At 35.1% G+C, this 22,355-nt stretch carries 19 protein-coding genes; 8 read left to right on the top strand and 11 right to left on the bottom strand.

Annotated features, from left to right (window positions below):
- Positions 1-3 precede the first annotated feature (3 nt).
- Positions 4-1,392, bottom strand: coding sequence for a TlpA family protein disulfide reductase (locus tag B4N43_RS08775; RefSeq protein ID WP_286734216.1), 1,389 nt, complete (start codon positions 1,390-1,392; stop codon positions 4-6).
- A 712-nt stretch (positions 1,393-2,104) separates the two neighbouring features.
- Between B4N43_RS08775 and B4N43_RS08770 the strand changes: the two genes are divergently transcribed.
- Positions 2,105-2,548 carry a helix-turn-helix transcriptional regulator gene (locus tag B4N43_RS08770; RefSeq protein WP_333802848.1) on the top strand — a complete coding sequence of 148 codons (444 nt, stop codon included), beginning with the start codon at positions 2,105-2,107 and terminating at the stop codon, positions 2,546-2,548.
- A gap of 277 nt (positions 2,549-2,825) precedes the next feature.
- On the opposite strand, the gene B4N43_RS08765 is transcribed toward B4N43_RS08770, so the two are convergent.
- From B4N43_RS08765 to B4N43_RS08725, 10 genes are all read right to left on the bottom strand, one after another.
- Positions 2,826-3,263 (bottom strand): hypothetical protein, encoded by a 438-nt coding sequence (locus B4N43_RS08765; RefSeq protein WP_286734211.1) that lies wholly within the window; start codon positions 3,261-3,263, stop codon positions 2,826-2,828.
- Positions 3,264-3,956: 693 nt separating this feature from the next.
- Complete coding sequence (locus B4N43_RS08760) at positions 3,957-4,934, bottom strand: DUF5712 family protein (RefSeq protein ID WP_286734210.1); 978 nt, start codon at positions 4,932-4,934, stop codon at positions 3,957-3,959.
- A 5-nt stretch (positions 4,935-4,939) separates the two neighbouring features.
- Entirely contained in the window at positions 4,940-5,494 is a 555-nt protein-coding gene (locus B4N43_RS08755; protein WP_286734208.1) for a BfmA/BtgA family mobilization protein, read from the bottom strand.
- The gene (locus B4N43_RS08750; RefSeq protein ID WP_286734205.1) at positions 5,487-5,804 is read right to left on the bottom strand and encodes a hypothetical protein; all 318 of its coding nucleotides are present in this window, start codon (positions 5,802-5,804) and stop codon (positions 5,487-5,489) included. The genes B4N43_RS08755 and B4N43_RS08750 overlap by 8 nt, the downstream gene beginning before the upstream one ends.
- Positions 5,797-6,075, bottom strand: coding sequence for a helix-turn-helix domain-containing protein (locus tag B4N43_RS08745; protein ID WP_286734202.1), 279 nt, complete (start codon positions 6,073-6,075; stop codon positions 5,797-5,799). Before B4N43_RS08745 ends, B4N43_RS08750 begins: the two co-directional genes overlap by 8 nt.
- Before the next feature lie 131 nt (positions 6,076-6,206).
- A complete protein-coding gene (locus tag B4N43_RS08740) occupies positions 6,207-6,962 on the bottom strand; it encodes a hypothetical protein (protein ID WP_286734200.1) in 756 nt (251 codons plus the stop codon).
- Positions 6,963-7,007: 45 nt separating this feature from the next.
- Complete coding sequence (locus tag B4N43_RS25495; RefSeq protein ID WP_414711895.1) at positions 7,008-7,382, bottom strand: YcxB family protein; 375 nt, start codon at positions 7,380-7,382, stop codon at positions 7,008-7,010.
- A gap of 225 nt (positions 7,383-7,607) precedes the next feature.
- Entirely contained in the window at positions 7,608-8,189 is a 582-nt protein-coding gene (locus tag B4N43_RS08735; protein WP_286734199.1) for a hypothetical protein, read from the bottom strand.
- A 172-nt stretch (positions 8,190-8,361) separates the two neighbouring features.
- Positions 8,362-8,820, bottom strand: coding sequence for a hypothetical protein (locus B4N43_RS08730; protein ID WP_286734198.1), 459 nt, complete (start codon positions 8,818-8,820; stop codon positions 8,362-8,364).
- A 19-nt stretch (positions 8,821-8,839) separates the two neighbouring features.
- Positions 8,840-9,784 carry a class I SAM-dependent methyltransferase gene (locus B4N43_RS08725; RefSeq protein ID WP_286734196.1) on the bottom strand — a complete coding sequence of 315 codons (945 nt, stop codon included), beginning with the start codon at positions 9,782-9,784 and terminating at the stop codon, positions 8,840-8,842.
- A gap of 613 nt (positions 9,785-10,397) precedes the next feature.
- Here B4N43_RS08725 and B4N43_RS08720 point away from each other — a divergent pair.
- The 7 genes from B4N43_RS08720 (at position 10,398) to B4N43_RS08690 (ending at position 22,352) form a co-directional block, all read left to right on the top strand.
- Positions 10,398-11,627 carry a LicD family protein gene (locus B4N43_RS08720; RefSeq protein ID WP_286734194.1) on the top strand — a complete coding sequence of 410 codons (1,230 nt, stop codon included), beginning with the start codon at positions 10,398-10,400 and terminating at the stop codon, positions 11,625-11,627.
- A gap of 245 nt (positions 11,628-11,872) precedes the next feature.
- Positions 11,873-12,595: a glycosyltransferase family 2 protein gene (locus tag B4N43_RS08715; RefSeq protein WP_286734193.1), complete on the top strand. Its 723-nt coding sequence runs from the start codon at positions 11,873-11,875 to the stop codon at positions 12,593-12,595.
- 112 nt (positions 12,596-12,707) lie between these two features.
- Positions 12,708-14,306 (top strand): cysteine peptidase family C39 domain-containing protein, encoded by a 1,599-nt coding sequence (locus B4N43_RS08710; RefSeq protein ID WP_286734192.1) that lies wholly within the window; start codon positions 12,708-12,710, stop codon positions 14,304-14,306.
- 528 nt (positions 14,307-14,834) lie between these two features.
- Positions 14,835-15,869, top strand: coding sequence for a zinc-binding dehydrogenase (locus tag B4N43_RS08705; protein WP_286734191.1), 1,035 nt, complete (start codon positions 14,835-14,837; stop codon positions 15,867-15,869).
- Positions 15,870-15,910: 41 nt separating this feature from the next.
- Positions 15,911-17,071: an HlyD family secretion protein gene (locus tag B4N43_RS08700; protein WP_286734189.1), complete on the top strand. Its 1,161-nt coding sequence runs from the start codon at positions 15,911-15,913 to the stop codon at positions 17,069-17,071.
- A 6-nt stretch (positions 17,072-17,077) separates the two neighbouring features.
- Entirely contained in the window at positions 17,078-19,228 is a 2,151-nt protein-coding gene (locus B4N43_RS08695) for a peptidase domain-containing ABC transporter (RefSeq protein WP_286734186.1), read from the top strand.
- Between the two features lie 25 nt (positions 19,229-19,253).
- Positions 19,254-22,352, top strand: a complete 3,099-nt coding sequence (locus B4N43_RS08690; RefSeq protein WP_286734184.1) for a lantibiotic dehydratase — start codon at positions 19,254-19,256, stop codon at positions 22,350-22,352.
- Positions 22,353-22,355: the final 3 nt, after the last annotated feature.

The following is a 22,355-nucleotide window of genomic DNA, read 5'->3' as shown; positions in this document are numbered from 1 at the left end:
GAATTAATAAATACGGCTGATATAAGGATATTCCTTTTCCTGCTGCTGCACGGTCAGCACAATGCCCTTACTGGTCAAAAAAGCTAGCTTCTCCGCTACCGGCATCCACTCAAAACCTGTTGGAAACATGATGTCAATGGCTTTATCTTCGGTAGGACCAAATGCTATCGGCTTATCGAAGTAGAAATGTAATATGTTCAGCAATGTAGGTAGCGGAAAATTTTGGAAATAGATCGGCCCCTCCCTGGGGTCGATATTTACCTTTTGCATACCACCTTTTGATTTTAGCCCCGATATTTTGTCCAAAATTTCTACTTTGTAACAGGATACATGGCCACGCTTTCTTTCAATAGTAAGGTGGAAGTAATCTTTAAACGCTTGCTGTAAATAGTTTTCGGCATAATGCTGCGATATCGTGTCATTAACAAATAACTGGTAACAATATTGATTCTCACGCCGTGTGCCATTTGACAATTTTGTCTCAATCTCATTTTCCAGCCCATTTTCATACACATAATCTGTGCTTTCAAATCCGTTCAATTCTCGTTTAAACGCATTCGTTAGCATAAAATGGAATGCGGCATTCACGATCTGATAGCTGGAGCTGCCATTCTTGCGGACAACATTGGGGTACGTCGACAGATAATCAGGCAGGTAACCAGTAATTGCTGAAAGAAACTTAACACCTGTCGTATCGAAAATCGGTGGTGTTGCCATTCTGTTATCCTTATTCCGAAATTCACCGCTCAGCTGTAAATCTGTATTTTTATTTTGAAGAATCGTTTCAATATTCTTTATGCCGACTTCATCCGGCAATGTATTGCCTAGAAATGTACCTTCCTGATTGATCCAGCTTATATTGGGTATGGTATTATGCGGAAAAAGGTTGGTTAGTAGCGTATCATCCAATAAGGTCAACAGCTTGATTTCAAAATTGTACTTTTCCTTGTAGCGATCCAATACAAGTTTAATCCGGCGGGGAGTATCCTTGTTTCTTTTGCTATTTACCAAGACAACTGTTAGTTCTTGTGGATACCGCTTTTGCATTTCCTCCATATGTGGAATATTCTCGATGCAGCTCGGACAGGTGGTTGCCCAAAAATCCAGTAAGATCAGCTTCCCTTTCAGATCAGAGAACTTGATTGTTTTTTTCTTCCCATTGAAATAATTGAGTTCGAGTGACTGGTGCCAAACCGCATCTGGAATTTTATCGCCCGGTTTTAGGGCAACGACATTAGAAAGCCCATCGGCCCCGCTGTTCTTGCGGGGCATCTGAGCAGATAAACTAAACATAGAAACAAAAAGGATTGTAATTACTATTAACGAACGGTTCCAGCTTTGAGACTGTGTCTTTAAAATATCTTTTGGTAATAATAGTATATGTGTGATCATAATATGGTCCGTTTATGATCGAAAAATAGAGGCATAGCTTGCCCATTCCGGGTAATTCGGTTATTTTTTCGACGAAAATTGGTTTGTTTTTTAGGGTTGTAAAAATAGCCGCCCCCAGTCCTTGGAAAATTTATGACGGATTCGCGGGGACAAAGAGGGAGCGGTATGTAGGTATTCTGTAGGATTATTCTGGTGCACAGAATAAATTTTTATAAAACGCTTTCGTTGTTATTAACAATGCGCTAGCAGCCTCACCATAATCATATATCTGTGAAGTAATATTATTCGGGATGTTGGAAGTGTACTGCATATCATTTGATGTTTAAATGGTAATGAATGCAGCGGGAAGAGATAAAAAAACGACATGGTCTCTGCCCGCCCCCCACACCTCGCGAGTTTGGAAAGGACGGGTGAGCTTCCATGCCGTTTCTCCTTATATATCTTTGAATTAAGATAAAGGCAAGGCATGGGGCATCACCCGACATGTCTAGATTTCCAAGTTTTGCGAGGTGTGGGTCTAGACACTATCGTAATAAGCCGTAATTGTAATAGCGGCAAAATTATTAAATTATGTTGAATTTTCTATTTTTATCATCATCTGAAATATCAATAATACAAATATAAATGATTGCTGTTTTTTTATAATAAGTTGTAGGTATGTAAAATACATATTCCATACACCCAAATAAATTTGTATATTCGCTTATCAGGAATGCATTTTTATATGGCACATGTACAAAGAAAACATTTCGGACAAAATATACGTGACATGCGCGTACTTAAAGGGATGAAACAAGAGACCTTAGGGAGAGCAATGGGTATGGCACAACAAAATGTATCAAAGATGGAAAAGAACGAACTGCCAACGGAAGAAATTTTAGAAAGAGCAGCCAAAGCATTGGGGACTACTGTTGAGGCAATTAAAAACTTCAATAAGGATAGTGATTATCAATTTTTCTTTTATACAAAGGAACAACATAATCATCCTATCAAGGAAGTTATTCAATATTTTAAAGAGGAATTGATAAAAGGCTATGAGGAGAAAGAAGCTTTAAAAGATGAAATTGCTAAATTGAAAGCAGAACTATCAGTTCTTAAAACCAATACTTCTGAAACAAATGATAACGTAAAAAACATCAACCGAAAGGCTGATTAGACAATATCTGCATCTTAAGAAATTTAAAATTGAGAACTTGGTCTTTATCCTTTGGGATAGGGGCCTTTTTTCTTTATTAGTCATACAGATTAGTCCTATCTTTTTATGTTTGCTAACTTTTCTACTTACTTGCCTAATCTTAAAATAGCCTGTTATGGCGCATAGGCTTCGTACCAGAGCTAAAAATTGAACTATTTGCCGATAATTTAATTAAAGAAAGTGAGACTACTGTTTTTTACACCAACAATAAATAGCCTTTATATTCCCCAAACAAGTTTTACTTTAAATTGGATTTGAGGAATGTTATCAAAGGTTCATAATATTTTGGCTTTTTAGTGACACCGATATCATCGTTGTAAACCCCGTCGTTATTCACGCTAACAGAACGTTTTTTTTGTTTAAGGTTGGCCTGAATATATATACGTGTACCTTTATCTTGGTTTTCTCGTATCAGAAGATTGTATTCGAGAATATCTACGTTTAGACTTGTGAATACTTTGCTGTCATCCTTAACTATTTTACATTGTATAAACCCCGAATCCTTATCCGCCGAAAGGACAAAATAATCGCTCGAAAGAAAAAGCTGTAATACGTTCTCAAAAGTCGCTTCCCGATTGGTTGAAGGTATATCTATAAATTGGTTTTTGATGGTTTGTCCATTAGAAATTCCTATTCCAATAAATAAGATAAATAATAATGATTTCAGTTTTTTCATGCTTTAAGTTATTAATAAGTAGGTGCGACCAACTTAATCAGTTAAATGGAGCAAAATAAACCTAATATACGATTTATTTGCTCTATTTGACATTTTTATTTGTTGACGCACCTCTTTTATATATTGTTTTCCCTCTATCGCGTTTGGCCAAGATTAGCCTAATAAAAATAACACCCTTTATTCTACCATTTTGGATTGTTTCTTGGGAAATAGCTTATGACTGTTCTGATCTGCTTCAAGGGGATTTTGGCGATTAACGGATAATTAATTCCTGATTAATTCATATTTACATTCCTCTCCCTGTCGCCCGGTAGTCGGGACACACCATTCCATCATCACCGCTTAGGCGACCAAAAGGCAAGATGGCACAATTGCGTCAAGGGCGCTAGCTGGGGGATTGTGAATAGGGGCGTTTAATATACCCTTGACCTTTGTGCCATCGTGGGTAAATTTGGAGAAGCGGTGACGATGGATATCCATATCGCCAGCAATATATAGCAGTAGATATATATTTATATTCTTTAATTTATATAAGTTTTTGTTTATGTTCAGTTAACCATATATCTATCCTACATTTACCGAAAAAATTAAGCATGGTGGCTTGGAGGAGCCGGACAATGATCCAGCGGATAATTTTTATATCATGCTGGATCATTGTCCCAGACCGCTTTCGCAAATAACCGAGTAGCTTTTTTACCTCCGTTGTCCACGTTTTTTCTTTTTGCGCTTCCTCTTTCTTTCTTCCTCATCTGTGACCGTCGCCTGACCGCCAAACTCCTGAACAGGATCAAGAAGAATATCCAGAAGTCCCGGACTATTTGTAGCAAATGAGGAAAATATGTCCCCAAGTATGGTGTGCCTGTCCTGAGCGGGGTTAGAAAGTATCCGATCGGTCCAGCCTTCTTCCATTTTTGGAATAGCCCCCCTTTCCAGAAGCCTGTCAAAGGTGTGGAGCCTCGCCTTCTGATCGGAATTCCCATTCTTCATGATATTCGCATATTGCAAAGTTTCTTTCAGTTTTCGGTCAAAACCAAACATCCTATCAAATACAGTTTCCCCGCACTGCTTAAAGGCCATCTGGTCAAACTGTCCGAGCTTTTTGGAAAGTTCCACATTCCTGCCCCGGGATCTGTTCTGTGGACTCAGTTTGATCCGGTTAGTGATGTCCTTTCGGCTGACGATAATCTGTATGTGGAATTGTGGGCCTTCCTTTCGTTGCCCCGCTTTTTTCGTGCCGTTCTTGACCTCACGATCCTTATGGCTATAATAGCGGTAGTTTTCCAACTTGGCGAACCATAACAAGTCTTTATTATTGTTTATTCCGGGACGTTTAAAATTGCGGGCATATTCATCCATGATCCGTGCAGCATATTCCTTTAATTTTTCTTTCGTACCCTCTTCGCCATAAGTAGCCAACAGGAATTCGATCTCTTTCCTGCTAGGACTGATATTGAGCAGGAAGAACTTACTGTCCTCCCTGCCCAGTTTGGCGATATTGCAATCGATCCCGATGCGTACTTCATGGGGTTTAATGGCATTCTGTTCGCCATTGAACCAGTGTTCCTGTTTTTTATTATCGGGCAGGCGGTTTTCCTTTTCCAGATAGGCGACAAGATCACCACAGCTGCCCTTGTTGTTCCCTGTTTCGGAATCTGTGATATTGATATACATAGCGGCTAAAGTTTATCCAGTGCTTCCCTGACCTGTCTGGCCAGTTCATCTTTTTTTGCAGCTGATACGGGCCAGCCCAGTGTTTCCCGCTGTGCAATGTAATGTTCAAGGATCTTTCTGAAGCCATCTTTTAATTCCTGCCTTTGTGTAATACCCAGAAATATTTTTTTAAGGACTTTATCCAGACTCCCGAGATATTCCGTATTTGCTTTCAGAAATTCAGACGATTTCTGCTGTTCGTCGGAAATCAGATCTATTAGACCGGATTGCTGTTTGTTGACAGCACCGAGTTCGTCCAGCATGGAATACAGGGGAACCAATAGATCGGTCTCCTGTTTTCGGATAAAGGAAAGTATCCGGTTTACCCCACTGGAGAGCTCTTTTTTCAGGACCTCATCATTCAGGTCAGCAGGATCTTTCTTGCTCCTGTAAAAATAATCGACCATTTCCATCACCAGTTTCCGCTTGGTCCTGCCCAGTTTACGGGAGAGCAGTGCCAGTCGGCTATCCACTTCCACCGGGAAGCGGACAGACCGTGTGTTTTCATCCTGTCTAGCCATTACTACCGGAATTACTGTCCATGATAAACCGGAACCTGCTGGCCTTTGTCGGGTGCCAGGAGGGGATATAATCCACGTATCCATAAAGAACGAGATCAGAAAGACATTTGTGATAGGTCGCAATTGACTTTATACGTGAAAAATGCATCAGCTTTTTACGGCTTGAATGAAAGTAATCCCCGGGAAGTTGTTTCTGGTGGTAATAGAACATCGCCATGAACAGTCCGATATGAGATGGGAGCAATCTGTTATCTTTGGCCACATGCTCAAGATAAGAACCAAAGCAATGATCCTGAGTTCTGTTATCCATTGCCATTACCTCCCTCCATCATTTTATCAACATCACTGCTGCGATAATACATGCTGCCTCCGATTTTCTTAAAAGGTAGAATGCCTGTAATCCGTAGGTTCTGCAAGGTTCCGGGAGATATGTCCAGTTTCTTTCTGACCTCCCTACTGCGGAGCCATTCCTTATCTCCGCTTCCAGTTGAGTTCTCCCGTTTAAGAACCTGTGTGATCTCTTCGAGCAGCTCTTTCTTGAACTGCTGTAAATCTTCTTTTGTCAGGATGTCAAATACCATAGCATACCAATTTTGTGAACAATATAGGCTCGGCATTTGCGCCTTGCCATTGCTACAAAATTGGGGGGCGATGGGGCAATATGGATGACCAGCGGAGTCCGATGGTCATGTTCAGCAATCGAACAGGATCGCTATTGTCTCTGTTTTATGGGTATTATCTGGAAAAGCTTTTTGTCTTCGGGGATTTTGACTCCTTTCATGGAGTCTTTCGGATCTTTCTGCACAAAATAATTCCGGGCGGTATTGACCGGTATATCTTTGCCATTATAGACGAAGTATTTTGAGACCATTTTATAATAGGGACTTTCATGGTCACTGACCAATAACTTTCTCCCATTCGGAAGCGTCAGGTTTTTCAGCTGTTGCAACAGGTCGATAAAAGTGGGAAGATGCTCATCCTGTACCATTGGCTTGACGGATACCTCGTATTTTTCAAGATCGGTCATTTTGTTTATTAGAATTTCCAGTTCAGCTTTCAACCCCGAGATCTGTTCATCTTTTTCCTTAATCAACATATCATTTGGCCTGATGTTCCATTTGTCCAGTGGTGCTAGAAAGTCTAGGAATTCGTTCAGTTTTCTGATGTTAGAAATGCGAAGGGAATGCTTTGCGGAAAAGGGATCCTGTCCCTTAAAATAATCTATCCTATCTGAAACGATATGCCATACATGGGAAAAGAAATCTTTTTCCGAGTGATTCCCTCCGGAAAGATAATACTTCAGATGATAAAGATAATAGTCATAGAACGCCCCATCTTCGAGATCATATACCTTCAATAAAAAATGGTTATCCTCATATCCTTTCTTGAGTCCCAGGATATTTCCCAGTTCAAATGGATGCGGGCTGAAATCAAAAGCTTTTCTAGCTTTAAAATAAATTGCTGACATATCGTAAAAATAATAAAAAGGTGCCACACAATAATTGATGAGCGATCATTTCCAGTACCACCGGTTGTCATCAATGAAGTTTATCCGATATGCACTGCAAATGGTTTTAAAATAATTTTTTAGTTCGCGGATCTTTATAATTTGATTTTTGGGAAAAATTAAAAGCGCTCCGGTTTTTAATCTGATATAGAAACTATCTCGGGTTTCCGAAATATAATCAAAATTATCACAAAGGTATCTGGTCTCCCCCTGAGGACTCTGCACCAGGACGCTCTGCTGCTCAAATGTAATATTGTACCGGATTCCGACCTGAGCTCTATATTCATTCGATTTTATAAGCTTTGTAAAATTCCTTTTATAATACCATCCCAGATAAACGGGAAAGAAAATAAACGCAATAGTTGATAGAGTAAAAAACATAATTCCCATTCTTCTTTCAAAAACTGCAAATAACAAACTTAACAGAAGCATTATTGTGCCAAATATCAGCTGGCTATTCCGCCTTGATTTCCTAACGTTTTCAGATCTGGACGCATGATACAACAGAACGTTCAATTGGTCTTTCTCTGTTGAGATTAATTGTAATATTTTCATGCCCTAACCATTTAATTTATACATTCTGGAGAATCCAGTTTTGGGGAGATATCAATATTGTACCCATAGCCCTTTTCTCTTCAGATATTTTACCATTTTATTCAGGGCAACGAACCATATCAGGGTGAATAATGCCATAAAAATCTGCCCTCTTGACCGGGTGCCTTCATCATATTCATTGATGGTTTTTTCTATCAGTATCCTGCTGTCCTTTATCAACTGATATATAAGTATATGATCTCCATAGGTCGAGAAAAACCGCTGGATCTTACCGCTTAAAGATGGCGAGGTCGCTGTATTGAACTGTAGTTTAAGATACTTAACAGTTATACTGTCATTTTTACGCACATCAATGCTTGTTTCACCGTCTATTCTCCATTTCGCATATGGTTCCTGGGAGATAATCTGAATAAAGCTGTCTTTGATCCTTTGTTTATTTACTGTCTTGGAGGTCTCATAGGATTTTATGTCCTTCACCTTAAAGGTTAGCTCTCTAAGATCATCCTTGGTAACATTATTGGTCTGGGCGAGATTCCATTGGACGAAAAGGTAAATAACAGTCATATATGGAACAAAAATAAGCAGACTTATCATTAAGCCTCCATATATTTCTTTCAAAACTTTACTTAACATTTCCTGTTTATTTTTTAAAGATATTTAGCTTCAATGTTGTTCTGCCAAAATTATGGGTTTCACCATCAGGAAAGAATGGTGACTTAATATGCGCTGGATAAAGTTTATTATTCGCGAAATTTCAGCCACAAGTTTCCAGGATTTTTTCTAGTTTTAAAGTGAGTTCAGGTTGTTAATATTTTTTTGTCAAAATCCAGATCTGAGTCTTTTCGTCATATTGGCCGGCAATATCATTATGTTTTAGTTCTTTTAATATCATTGCGCTGCAGGGGATGTTTTTATCAGCTTCATTTCTAAATGTTATTTTGTCTATCAGGTCCGGTTTTAATTCTATATAAAATGTTCTGCTTTCACTACGGTCTATATTTACAGCTATAAATTTCTCATTTCTGTTGATGCTGAAATATACCTCTAACTTCTGCCCGTTGGGCAATATTTGATAGATTTTCAAATCCTCTGCGGGATAGGATGGATGATCTCCGAAAAGAAGGTCCTTTCCGTCTTTGTCCAGATAATTTATTTTAGTCAGTACCAACATGTCCAATTGCCCGCAAATGGTCTTCTCCTTTTTGCATGAATTCACGGAAACAAAAATCAATGTTAATAAAAGTAAAATAGAATAATTTTTCATAGCTATCTTCTCTAAGGGGTTAATAAGATGGATTTTTAATATGTGGGTTTTTCGGGATCTCAACCAATCTATATCCTTCCTTGGTAAGGGATTTCTTCAGGAATTCATTGGGCATATTCTTAAAGACGGCAATGGAAAGCGTCTGGCTGGGCAAGACTCCCCAATTAGAAAAAAAATCACGTATTTTCTTTCTGAAAAGGATACCCCTGAAAACCTTCTCCTTCCTGTCAGCTTCGATATGTTCACTCCCCGGAAACCAAAAGTTGGGGTTGAGTTTTTTAATAGCAATCAAGGGAAGATTGAGTCCAGCAGCAAATTTTTCAAATTCCCGTTCTGACACCTTATAGACGAAGTTTCCCACCGTTTCATGGGAGAACCTATTTTTCCAGACTTTATTGATCATTTTGTCGTTGATCCTTCCCAGTAGGTTGGCTAAATATAATAAGGCAGGCATTTTTGATATCGGATCCTGCGGTTCAATAATTATAATGGCTTTTCTGGCTACCCGGATCATTTCGTAAAGAGCTGCATAGGGTCTTGGAAAATGATGGTAGCTTTCCTTACAGAGTATATAATCGACACTATTGTCTTCCAATGTTAATGATTCAGCGTTTTGGGCGGAGAAATCCTTGATAAACTCTTGTTCATGGGAAACTTTAAGGAAACTGTCATCTAGGTCACTGGCGGTAACATTATGGATATTTTGGTCGAGCAGGTAGCGGGCGTCATGTCCATAAGCATCTCCAAGGGTAAGCCATTTCGCATTTTTATCCTTGGTGAAAGGTTCCAGGCATCTGAAAAAAAGCTCCTGGAGCCAGTGATTTATACTTCCTTTATAGCTATTTAGTGACTTGATTACTTTTATTTTTTGTTCTTTTTCTGGATACAGGGTATTATACCAATTGGCATGGAGGTCATAGCTATGTTCATTGAATTGATCCTGTTTTCGCAAATTATTTTCCATGATTAAGTTTATAGTGGTTACATCATCTGATATTGATCAGACAAATAGATATTCTTCTCATGATCTTAACCTTGTTTTAGGTTTATTTATTGTAACGGATAATTATTTATAAATGCTACAGGTAAATTAAAATACTGGAGTAAAATTGATAATCATGGATATATCGGAGCTATATATTCGACTATATGCTTAGTGGTAGGGCTATTTATCTGGATAACTAGCCTATTAGATATATAGCTTATCGCTGCTAAATTCAAATCTTAGTTAAAGTATACTGGACAGTATACTAAAAAAGGGTTTAATGGTATCATTAAGCGAAAAGAGTATCCCCGGAGGATACTCAAAACCCCATTTGCAGAACATGGGGCAAGAAAAGTAGGGCTCTGCCCAACTTCTGCTTGCTCTAAAATTTCGAACACATATTTTCTTGTATAAGAAACTTTTTCTTTTCCAACACTAAATTTTTTGTAATTAAATAAATAGCAAATAGATGTTTCGATAAAATACAACATTATTCTAGCTCGTGGAATAAAAACTGAATAAAATTGCAATATTAATTCAATGGAAACATTTTGGTAACACAAGAGAATTACTTTTGTTTATATTTTCAAATATGATAGTTTATAGAATAATTCCAAAGGAAACACCTAATGCCCTTAATCTTTTTAAAGAAAAAACAAAGTTATCAGATGATAATTTTAAGATTATTATAGTAGAAGCATTGGACAATTGCAATTCGCTATTGGATAATGTTTATATGAGTAAAAAGTATGGGTTTCAACTGTCTAAAGAAGAAATAAACATTCATAACGTACACAAACACATCTGGAGTGAATTCTTCAAGTCAGAAGAAGATTTTTGTCTCGTAATGGAAGATAACGTTTCACTCAAACAAGATTTTGAATTCATAGAAAAAGCTGTCAACTCTTTCTCTGAAAATTGGGATGTTTTCTTTCCATTTGATAAGAGTAATAGTACCCCAAAAGATAAAGAGTATATACTGGGGTATTATTGGGGAAGTTGCGTATACTTTTTGAGTAAAGAAGGTGCAAAAAAACTTTTGCCTGATTATATTATAAAGCAACCTGTAGATGATGAATTAATCGAACGGGGATTAAAAGAAGAAATTAATTTATTTTTTGAAGATAAAAAATGGTTTGATATAGATTTTGATCGCTCCTATGTTCACACGGGAAGATTGAGGGAGATTAGTCTGAAAGTCGATAAATACAACGCTTGGACAATTGATCAGAAGCAATTAGCTCAAAACATATTGTCTATTTTATCTGAAATTGCGACCAAATTAAATATAGAACTATTATTACATGGTGGAACACTACTTGGCTATGTGCAGCACGGGAGCATCATTCCATGGGATGATGATATAGATCTGGGTATAGATGAAAATGATTTTAATAAATTTAAAAATTTTATTAAAGAGGACAAAAGATTGCAAATCGGAAGCAAAATAGAAGAAAGAACAGGAACAGAATTTTTCAAGATCTGGAGCGAAGAAGGAGAGCCGATTGAAAATTACTCATATAAATTTCCTTTCATTGATCTTTGGTTGTATCGAAGAAAAGAAAATCACGTTGTCTTCCATAACGGTCTTTATTTTCAAAATGCATTAGAACAGAAATTTCGAAAAGTAATCTTTGAGGGAAGTGCTTTTTTTGTCCCCTTTAATAGCACAGCTTTTCTAGATTTTTTTTATAAAGAATGGAGGCAAAAATTCGTCATCTACTCTTGGAGCCACAGGTTAGAAAGAGTAAATGGTTCTTCTTTTAAAACCGGGATAGAAACCGACAATCATGGTAAATTCTTGAAATATTCAATATATTAAACTAATCCGTACTAAAGATAGATACCTAAATAAAACAAAAAATTTCTAACAGAATCGAAATTTACGAGATCTTAAGAAAATCCATTGTTAAATATTCTCAATTTAAAAATGTGTACTTAAAATCTAATTAGGATTATTATTGTACTTTTTTGGTCTCTCAAAATATCTTAATCTGTTAATTCAAAATTATAAATGAAACTAAAGAGATGATCACGGTAATTATTACTGTTTGGAAACGGAACAACGTGGAAGAACAGATTCAGGCACTTCTTCGTCAAACTCTTCTGCCAACGAAGATTTTTATATATCATTGTAAATTTAACTTAGATCCCGACCTCGATTTAACACATAAGTACCCATTGGTTGATTATCAAGTAAATACAGATGACCTTGGGTATTTCGGAAGGTTTAGCTTGGCATTACATGCAAAAACTCCATACGTATATATTTTAGACGATGATGTAATTCCTTCCGAAAATTGGCTACAAAGATGTTTGGATTTATGTATTTCTAAAAATTGTATTATATCACCAACAGGGCGAATTATCCCAACTATGGATTTTACTCCTGAGCAGCCTAAAGGTTTGAAAGAAGAATTTATTAACAAATATTTTGTAGGAGACAACAATAGTAGAATTCTTGAAAATCACTGCTATTCAGATACATATGTTGATTTTGGGTGTAATAGTTGGTTCCTTAAAACCGATTGGCTGAGCTATTTTTGGGGAGTTAAGCCATTTACAACAACGACAGGAGAAGATGTCCATCTGTCTGTTTCTTGTCTAATATTTGGGGGAATCAGAACTCTGGTGCCGAGACAAGTTAGTTCTAGTACATCAGGAAATATGAAGAAATATTATGGCTTCGACCAATTTGCTAGTTGGAAAAAGACAGACTTTATCACTGAACGCGAAGCCATTTTTAAATATTGGATTGAAAAAAAGGGATGGAACCCCATATTGTGGTAAAACTTTGAAAATCAAAAACATTGCCAATAATTTAAGGACATATTATAAGAAAATGATATTTAATTTAATATCTCCCACCAAATAAACAATTTCAGAGCAAGATAATGGCAAAATGAAAAACCTGAAACTATTATATGATCTATTAGTTAGAACCAATAATCCTGTAGAATGTGGGATTGCATGTATTCAAACCGTTGCCAAATATTATGGATATTTATGTTCGATTGATGAGTTAAAACATACCTCTAGAATGTCCGAATCAGGGATGACATTACTAGAACTTTCAAAAATTGCAAAAAATATTGGGTTCAGTGCAAAGGCCTACCGAACAGATTTTGAAACTATTATAGGAATTGACTCACCACTTGTTTTGAATACTATATCAAAATCTGGACAAAATGGGTATGTAGTGATGCTTGGAACGACCGAGAAAAAGGGAATTAAGAGATTTATAATTGGAGATCCACTTCATGGAGTCTATTTTTTATCTCAAAAGCAGCTCGAAGAACGTTGGTACAGTAGAATATGTTTGATACTGGAAGTAACTAAAAAACTTGAATTGTCTGATTTAGCCGTCAAACCAAAACTAATCATCAACCACTTAATGTCGGAAAAAAAGTTATGGAGGCTTATGTTATTTATAACTTTAATACAGACATTGGTTTTGACAATAGGCATTATTTTGGCACTTAGACTATTAGATGTAATCCTTTTTCCTGATATTTTAAGATTAGCGAGCCTCTCACAAGCATTAGAAGTATTTATAATATTTATTATTTATTTATTTTTTGATAGTTTTCGCACTTATATTTCAAAAATATATAGTCTCAAAATGTTGGGAGTTTTTCAGTATGAGTACCATAACTACCTGTTGGGAATGTCAAAGTCATATCTTTCCAATCAAAATAAAGACTCCTTAACAGCCCAAGGATTGAATAATATTTCTCAAATGATGAAATATCTTACAAAAGTTATTAAAGGAATTCCATATTTTTTTGCCTTTCCAATAGTCTTGATTACGCTTACAATAAGATCATGGGAAATACTTTTAGTTGGAACTCCAATATTTGCACTATTGCATATATGGTATTACAGAAAAAGAATTCTATTGAGTCATGGATATTATGCTTCAGTAGCTCATGTTGGAACTTCGATTGTTTCTTTTTTTGAATTTGTTGAAAACTTGGGTTTATATAAATCTTTTAAATCATCTAGTACCATTTTATATAACAGTACTCAGTGGTTGGTTTATTTTAATTTTGGTTGGGCGGAAATATTAATATGTCAGTTTGTTGGGATAATCTTAATTAGTTGGCTACTATATAGCCATATATTTAATAAAAGCAATATGAACCCGGAGGTTAATGGCCTTTCGTTTAACTCTTTTGCTTTACATCAATATTACGGCGCCGAATATTTATCTATTTCAAAGAAGTGGAATGTATTTTTGGATTATCCAAAAGGATTTCAAAGGAATAAATATATTCTAGGCTGGGTGCTCCCGCAGGCTGCAATTGTCGTCGGACTGCAACTTGTAATAATTCATATCTTTCTGAGGGAAAACCAAACATTTAGAAGTAATTACCGCATTATACTACCATGGATATACGTATTATTAGTCTTATCTGTTTTTTTATGTTTTTATTTATATATGAGAGTAAAATTTACAAATTATAAGCGAGCTAATAGATCCGATGTTCAGATTCTGTAGGGCTCAAAAATGAGCTAAATGATTTTTCATTGGATATGTATTACCTAATCGAATATAAATCAGGCAAATGGTTCCATTCTTTCCTTTAATATTATTAAAACTTGAGATAAACCACAGTTATATTGCAATAGCAAACTGATTAAATACAAACAATAAAGGTATTCTCGGGATAAGTGTCATAAAACTTAGCACAAGATTATAGTTATATGTTAACTCTCGTCTAATTATTCCAAAGAAAGATACCTCTAGTAGGTGGTTTTAGCTTTGTACCCTTAACATCATGTCATATTGATTTTGTAATATGATGTTTTAAAATTGTATTTAGCTTAAATTTCACTTTACTTCTAAAAATACTAATTACTTCAATTTATAATTGATATTGAAGATTATGGAAGTTTTTTACTTCAATGTACGAGTTAAAAAAATGATTATTAAAATTATATAATATTATTAATGAGAAGTCTTGTCGTCTGCTCGAGTAATTTCGAGAATTACTATAGCAAGTGTATTTTTAATGGAAGTTTATCCTTGGACGGTCATATAATCAATTATGCTTTAATTGAAAGTGAAGATCCCCATTTCGATCCGGAACTATATCCAAATCATGTATTGTTAAAAAAAACCGCATTTTCTTGTAATTACAGAGAGATAGCATCGATGCTCAATGCATATTCCAAAATATCAATGCTGAAAAACGAAATAAAATATTATGCTATAGGTTCTGAATTTGTTGCAACCGTTATTGGTGTTGGAAAAAATGTCAAAAATCTAAAATTAATGGATAGAGTGATACCTAACGGAGAGTATCCCTTTACTAATTCGCCAGATATTACACCAGGCCTACCAACGAACCACGCTTCAAGAGAAATTGAAATTTTGCCTGCGGAAAAACTTTTTAAAATACCTGACTTGCTGGAGGATAATGTTGCCTCAGCATTTACGATCGGAGCACAAACTACTTATTCAATGATTGACAAACTAGACATAAAGACAGGGAAAAAAGTCTTAATAACAGGAATAAGTTCTAATACTTCTCTTTTTGCACTGAATGCATTAAAAAATATGAATGTATCAGTTTTCGGGACATCCCGAGATCCGAGACACCGAAAGAAGCTTCTTGACATAGGACTAGATGATTTTTTTGTTTTAACGGAAAGTGTAGACAATATCTTAGAGAATCCCGAAATAAACAAGTTTGTAGCTCATAATGGAGGATTCGATTATATAATCGATCCATTTGCAGATGTCCATCTTTTTAAAATTTTGGAAGTGATGAACATGGGGGCGAAATATATTTCTTGTGGTGTAGCCGAACAGTTTCGAATCAAAAATGAACTGGTGCAAATTAATCTGATCTTCGCGAGAATAATTCAGAACAACCTATCTATTCTTGGGAACTGTTTAGGAACTACTGAGAATCTATCAAGAGCCGTAGAGGATTATATTACAGGCAGGCTACAAGTGGTTATAGATTCTGTTTTTAAAGGAGATATTAAAGGATTTATTGAGAGATCTTTCTTAAGCAAAGAAAGACTTGGAAAAGTTGTCTTTAGATATGATTAAATAATATGTTAATAATCTACAAGTACTGTAAATAATAATAAATGTCTGAACCTTTATGCGAATATGAGCAAATAAAAAATAGGGAAATATTTTACTTAGGAGAGATATCTACATCATCTAAAGTTCTATATATCTTTTTATTGGCTCTGGTTATAATTTCGGTTTCTGCCTTACCGTTTATTAAGGTCACTATAAACTCTTCATCTCCTGCTATAATTCAAACAGCTTTGACAAACGAGGTTGTAATGGCAACTGTTGAAGGAAAGATTACAAAATTGAGTTTTAAAGATAATTTGCGAGTTCATGCCGGAGATACACTATTGTGGATAGACAATAGTGCTCAAAAAAGTAATATAAATGTCCTTCAGAATCAGAAAAAACTATTGCTGGATAACCTTAATGATTTGAAACTATTTAATTCGATTTCTAATTTCGATGGTCGTCCTAATTTTCGAACTCGAAAGTATCAAATAGAATACGATCAAATGCTTCTCCAAAAGAAGGAAATCATGTTTAGGTATAAAAAAATAGCAAAAGATTTTGAAAGAAGTGAGACTTTGTTCAATCGAAAGGTAATTTCAGCGAGTGAATGGGAGGTTGAAAAGCTGAGATATGATGGAGTCAAAAGTGAATTGGAGATGTTAGCTGAAAAGTCTAAATCTCGCTTTAGTTCTGATGAGTACAGTTTAGCACAAGAGTTGAGTAACATAGATAAGCAAATTATTCAATTTCAAGACGCTAACGTACGTAGTGTGGTTATAGCTAATATATCAGGAACAATTTATAGAAGTAGCGGAGTTCAGCAGGGGTCTTTTGTCCGGTTAGGGCAGCAAATCGGAGAGATTAGCCCGACCAGTTCATTGATTGCAGTTTGTTATGTCTCGCCTAAGGATATTGGATTTATTTCCTTAGATCAAAAGGTAAGATTGCAACTGGACGCTTTTAGCTATATCGATTGGGGAACTCTTATCGGAAGAGTAGTCGAAATAAATGACGAAGTTGTAATGATGGAGAATAAGCCTTTCTTCGTTGTAAAATGTAGCCTAGAAACCAGTTTTTTAAAGTTAAGCAACGGTCGAAAAGGTATCATTAAGAAAGGTATGACATCAACAGCCAATTTTGAATTAACTGAACGGAGTCTTTGGCAATTAATTTTTGACAAAATGCACAATTGGTTAAATCCCAACGTAACAACACAATAATTCCTTATGAAAATTAATCTTAAGCAACACGACGCCTTTGATTGTGGAGCGGTTTGTCTTGCTAGCATTTGTGCGTATTATCATCTTAAGATTCCTATAGCTAAAACAAGGCAATTAGCGAATACAGACAAGAAGGGTACGACATTATTAGGGCTTGTAGAGGCCGCAAGGAAAATTGGATTTGATGCCAAAGGAGTAAAATGTAGTAAGGACGATTTGCTCGAGATGCCATTCCCATGTATTGCTCATATCAATTCAAAAGAAAAATTCCCCCATTATGTAGTTATTTATAAAGCAACGAAAACCTATTTTAAAATAATGGATCCCGAGGTTGGCAAGATCATTAAATACAAGAGGGAGCAGTTTTATAAAGAATGGACCTCTATATTGATAGTGCTAAGTCCAAATAGTGATTTTAAAAGTGGGAGTTTAAATGTTTCCAAAAAGCTTCTTTATTGGAAATTGCTAAAGCCAAAAGCGAGTCTCATTTTTCAAATTATTCTGGGGGCATTACTCTACACTATACTAGGCCTAGGTAATTCGATATATATTCAAAAAATTACAGATTTTGTTATACCGAACTTCAACGGGAACCTTTTGAACGTCTTAGGTTTAATAATGCTATTCGTTATTGTAACTCAGGTAACCATTGGATTTATCAGAACACTTTTCACAATTAAGTTGGGCCAAATGCTCGATTTACGACTAATACTTGGATATTATACACATTTACTTGATCTACCTCAGGCTTTTTTCGACAATATGAGAGTAGGTGAAATTGTTAGTAGGATCAATGATGCAGTTAAAATTAGAGTCTTTATAAATGAAGTTTTAGTAACAATACTGGTCAATTTTGGAATTGTCTTTTTTTCCTTCATCATGATGTTTATATATGATTGGAGACTTGCGCTATTGATGGCAGTAATAATTCCTTTTTATATAACAATGTATATATTCAGTGACAAACTAAATAAGAAAAATGTACGTAATTCTATGGAAAACTCAGCGGAGCTTGGTAGTCATTTAGTGGAAAGTGTAAACTCTATGGAAACCATAAGGAGCTTTGGGTTAGAAGTGTATGCAAAAGAAAAAACTGAGGAGAGATTTATCGCGTTTTTAAGAAGTATCTACAAAATTGCAATTACTAATTTATATATAGCTTCTTTTTCAGATTTTATCACTAAATCATTATCAGTCTTGCTATTCTGGGTAGGTACAAATTATATATTTGATAGCGAACTTACGCCAGGAGAACTTTTTTCATTTTTCGCCTTATTATCTTATTTCACAGGCCCCCTTAGCAGCCTAGTTAAAGTAAATCAGCAAATCCATGAAGCGCTCATAGCTTCAGATAGGTTGTTTGAAATAATGAATTTAGATCAGGACGCAGATCAAGAGACAAAATCTATTGATATTAGTCCGGCGATGATAGGAAATATTGTTTTTGAGAAAATTACTTTCCGATATGGTTCAAGAGCTATGGTTTTCCAAGATCTATCAATTACTATACCCAAGGGAAAGTTAACTTCAATTGTAGGTGTTAGCGGTTCTGGCAAGAGCACCTTAATAAATTTATTACAAAGCATGTACCCATTAAGCCAAGGACGGATTTGCATTGGAGACTATGATATTAAATATTTATCAAATGAATCACTTAGGAATGTAATCAGTGTAGTGCCGCAAAATATTGTTTTGTTCGCAGGTAGTATTATTGAAAATATTGCAATTGGTGATAAAGAACCTGATGTTAATAAGGTGATTTCTATATGTAAAAATCTGGGTTTCATGGGCTTTATTGAGAGTTTAGATAATGGGCTATTTACTTATATAGGAGAAAATGGGACTAATCTATCAGGAGGTCAACGGCAGAGAATTGCTATAGCTAGAGCTTTGTATAGGAGCGCTGAAATTTTAATTTTAGATGAAGCTACCTCCTCTCTAGATAGTTTTAGCGACAGCTACGTCCAAAATATCATAAAAGACCTATTGAATATGTCAAAAACGGTAATAATAATAACTCATAAATTAAGTTCCGTTCTCAATTCGGATAAGATTATTGTCTTAAAAGATGGAAAGGTAGTGGAAGAGGGAACGCACTTCGAATTAATAAAAAATGAGGATTATTATTTCGAGTTATTGCAAAAGAACGGATTATAGACAAAGTAAAAAGAATATATTGTATATGACAAAATTCCCATACGTAATAAAAGACGACATAGTTGTTAGAATTCCAAGATATTCCTTCCGAGATAGTTTGGATATCAAAGACATGGATCGTTTGTTAAATGATGAAGTCTTTTTAGAGGCAATTTATATAGCTTCGCCTGTTCTTTATAATGAATTGATAAAATTAAAATTAGGTATTTTAGCGGAGGATAAAAAGGCGAAGATCTCAATCTCTCTCCAGAAGTATTATTCTAGAATGTTCAGTAGATGTACACCGTTTGGGCTATTTTCTGCATGCGCAGTTGGAAAATGGAGCAATAAAGGAACGTATCTTAACTTTTCAGAAGAAGACTTCTTTCGTCATACACGATTGGACATGAACTACTTAAGTGATTTAACAGCTAAGATTTCCAATTTACCAGCTGTAAGAGCCAGATTATTATTTTATCCCAATTCTAGTATTCAAGCGGTTGGAAGTGAAATTAAATATTGCGAGTATTATCATAAAGACAACAGACGCAAGAACAGAATTTCCGCCATTAAAAATAACCTGTATATAGAAGGTATACTATCAAATGCAAAGAATGGGGCTACTTTGTCTCATTTAGTTTCAACAATTTCGGATGATCGATTTGATAAACAAACAATTTTAGGACTTCTATACCAATTAACATCATCACAACTTTTGAGAGATGAACTAGAAATAGAGGTCACAGGGAAAGATCATCTGGAAAATATTATCAAGATTCTACATAATAAAAACTTCAAAGATCAGGAAAATCAAATTTTGAATATAATTTCGGAGTTGCAAAAAGTCAAATTAAGTTTGGAGAGTTTGGATGATAATAAAAGAAATAAAGTTGAAGCTTATAAAGACATAATAAATATTTTAAAACGTTTTGACGTTCCAGTTGATGAAACAAGAGTATTTCATGTAGATAGTTATCGTTCTTCGGAAACGATAATGTTAGACTGGAAAATTAAAGAACAGCTTTGTGAAGCTCTCCTTCTTCTTAATTCTATGCATATGAATGCGACATCTGCATCTGATTCTTTAATACAGTTTAAGAAAAAATTTAAAGAGAGATACGACGGGAAATCCGTATTGTTAACTGAGGTGTTAGATTATGAGAATGGAATAGGGTACCCTGTAAACAACCCTTCAATATTTGCTCCCCTAGTATCAGATATTTCCCAAAATTGGCAATCGGAAGACGTAAATATTACTTATAAAAAATCAAATAAATGGATGCTTGAATTGCTAAAAGAAGCCAATTACAATAGCAAATATAGCATCGAACTTAATGAAGCGGACTTTGATGTCTCTCAAATTAATTGGGATGATTTTCCTCCATCTTTTTCCTTACTATTTAAAGTAATTAATAAAGAACAAAATATAATAGTGCTAGATGGAATGGTTGGCCCATCTGCTATCCCGGTTCTAGCTAGATTTGCAAATGGCAACTCCTCGATTTTTAATATAGTAAAAGACATCGCAAAAATGGAAGAGCAACAGAATCCAGGAGTAATTTTCGCAGATTTTGTTCATCAGCCAGACGCTAGAGCCAGTAATGTTATCATGCATCCGAAAATTCGAAACTATGAGATACCTTATCTGGCTAAATCATCGCTAAGAGGTGACCAAAGAATTGAAATGACCGATATCTATATCAAAATCGAAAATGATGAAATTATATTATTTTCTAAAAATCTTGGAAAAAGAATTATCCCTACCAAAAGCCATATGCACAACCACTTTGATAATTCTATTCCACTGTATCATTTTTTTGGAGATTTATATAACCATACCTCTAATAATAAGATTATAAATTTTTCATGGGGAGGGCTTTCGTCGCTTTATTTTTTTCTGCCGCGCATAACTTTTAAAAACGTAATTATATCCCCTGCAACTTGGAATTTTACTTTAGATAATTTCAAACACCTATATAACCTTTCAGAACAGGCACTCTTTGAGAATATTCAAGCATTACGTATGGAGTACAAGTTGCCTGAAAAGGTAGTTTATGCAGAAGGAGACAATGAACTTCTTGTAGATTTTCACAATGTATTATCAATTAGATCATGGTTGCAAACGATAAGGCAAAGAGGTTTTATTCCATTAAGAGAATTCTTGTGGAAAGAGGATTCTTCAGGCTCATATATGAATCAGTGCGTAGCTAGTTTTATAAAGAAAGATACTTCATTTAGAAATGGTAATATTATGCAGTATGGTTATGAATCTGAACAAAATGATATTACTGATGCATTTGGTTTAGGCTCGGAATGGGTGTATTACAAATTCTATTGTAACTCGGAAAGTGGTGATCAAATATTATCGAGTTGTGTAAAAAACATAGTGGATGTTTTGAAGAATCAACAATTGATTGATAAATGGTTTTTCATTAGGTATGCGGATCCCGAGCCTCATCTTCGAATAAGGTTTCACCTAATAAATTATACTGATGTAGGTAAATTGATACAATTAATAAAGTCTTTTCTGGAAAGGCCAAGTATTGCGAAAACAATTTGGAAAGTTCAGTTAGATACATATATCAGAGAAATCGATCGCTATGGAAGTAATTCGATCGAATTATGTGAATCTATTTTTAATCTGGACAGTGATATCACCTTGGCTTTGGTAAATATAATATCTGAAAATGAAACTGAAAAATGGCTAGCCGGAATTAAGGGGATGGATGATTATTTAAATAGTTTCGGCTTAGATCTACATGCTAAGATCGAATTTACTAATAAAAGTAGACAAAGCTTTTTTTACGAGTTTAATGTAAATAAGGTTATGAGGGATAAAATTAATCTTAAATATAGAAATCACAAATCCTTAATTGCAAATATGTTGACTGGGGCATCATCGTCGGGATTACGAATGAATATCAATAGCCTTCTTAAATCAAGATGTTTATTACTTAAACCCTATGTTGAAGAGTTACAACAGGTACGCGAAAATAAAATATCAAATGTAACTGAAGAGAGTATAATAGCAAGCTTGATTCATATGATGCTGAATCGTCTTATTGGTTGTAAGGAACGTACTTATGAAATGGTGCTTTATGACTTCCTTTATAAATACTATGTGTCAGTTCAAGCACAGCAATGATTT

The sequence above is a fragment of the Sphingobacterium sp. UBA1897 genome (genome assembly GCF_002337775.1).
GTDB classification, from domain to species: Bacteria; Bacteroidota; Bacteroidia; order Sphingobacteriales; family Sphingobacteriaceae; genus Sphingobacterium; species Sphingobacterium siyangense.
Note: the sequence above shows the minus strand (reverse complement) of the source record. Positions and strands in the feature narration are given on the sequence as shown.

What these genes read in the sequence shown, in the direction of transcription:
- B4N43_RS08735 (WP_286734199.1), bottom strand. Translation starts at nt 8,189, where the DNA reads ATGTTAAGTAAAGTTTTGAAAGAAATATATGGAGGCTTAATGATAAGT.
- B4N43_RS08725 (WP_286734196.1), bottom strand. Translation starts at nt 9,784, where the DNA reads ATGGAAAATAATTTGCGAAAACAGGATCAATTCAATGAACATAGCTAT.
- B4N43_RS25495 (WP_414711895.1), bottom strand. Translation starts at nt 7,382, where the DNA reads ATGTTTTTTACTCTATCAACTATTGCGTTTATTTTCTTTCCCGTTTAT.
- B4N43_RS08730 (WP_286734198.1), bottom strand. Translation starts at nt 8,820, where the DNA reads ATGAAAAATTATTCTATTTTACTTTTATTAACATTGATTTTTGTTTCC.
- B4N43_RS08765 (WP_286734211.1), bottom strand. Translation starts at nt 3,263, where the DNA reads ATGAAAAAACTGAAATCATTATTATTTATCTTATTTATTGGAATAGGA.
- B4N43_RS08770 (WP_333802848.1), top strand. Translation starts at nt 2,105, where the DNA reads ATGCATTTTTATATGGCACATGTACAAAGAAAACATTTCGGACAAAAT.
- B4N43_RS08720 (WP_286734194.1), top strand. Translation starts at nt 10,398, where the DNA reads ATGATAGTTTATAGAATAATTCCAAAGGAAACACCTAATGCCCTTAAT.
- B4N43_RS08700 (WP_286734189.1), top strand. Translation starts at nt 15,911, where the DNA reads ATGTCTGAACCTTTATGCGAATATGAGCAAATAAAAAATAGGGAAATA.
- B4N43_RS08745 (WP_286734202.1), bottom strand. Translation starts at nt 6,075, where the DNA reads ATGGTATTTGACATCCTGACAAAAGAAGATTTACAGCAGTTCAAGAAA.
- B4N43_RS08690 (WP_286734184.1), top strand. Translation starts at nt 19,254, where the DNA reads ATGACAAAATTCCCATACGTAATAAAAGACGACATAGTTGTTAGAATT.
- B4N43_RS08755 (WP_286734208.1), bottom strand. Translation starts at nt 5,494, where the DNA reads ATGGCTAGACAGGATGAAAACACACGGTCTGTCCGCTTCCCGGTGGAA.
- B4N43_RS08710 (WP_286734192.1), top strand. Translation starts at nt 12,708, where the DNA reads ATGAAAAACCTGAAACTATTATATGATCTATTAGTTAGAACCAATAAT.
- B4N43_RS08760 (WP_286734210.1), bottom strand. Translation starts at nt 4,934, where the DNA reads ATGTATATCAATATCACAGATTCCGAAACAGGGAACAACAAGGGCAGC.
- B4N43_RS08775 (WP_286734216.1), bottom strand. Translation starts at nt 1,392, where the DNA reads ATGATCACACATATACTATTATTACCAAAAGATATTTTAAAGACACAG.
- B4N43_RS08750 (WP_286734205.1), bottom strand. Translation starts at nt 5,804, where the DNA reads ATGGATAACAGAACTCAGGATCATTGCTTTGGTTCTTATCTTGAGCAT.
- B4N43_RS08740 (WP_286734200.1), bottom strand. Translation starts at nt 6,962, where the DNA reads ATGTCAGCAATTTATTTTAAAGCTAGAAAAGCTTTTGATTTCAGCCCG.
- B4N43_RS08695 (WP_286734186.1), top strand. Translation starts at nt 17,078, where the DNA reads ATGAAAATTAATCTTAAGCAACACGACGCCTTTGATTGTGGAGCGGTT.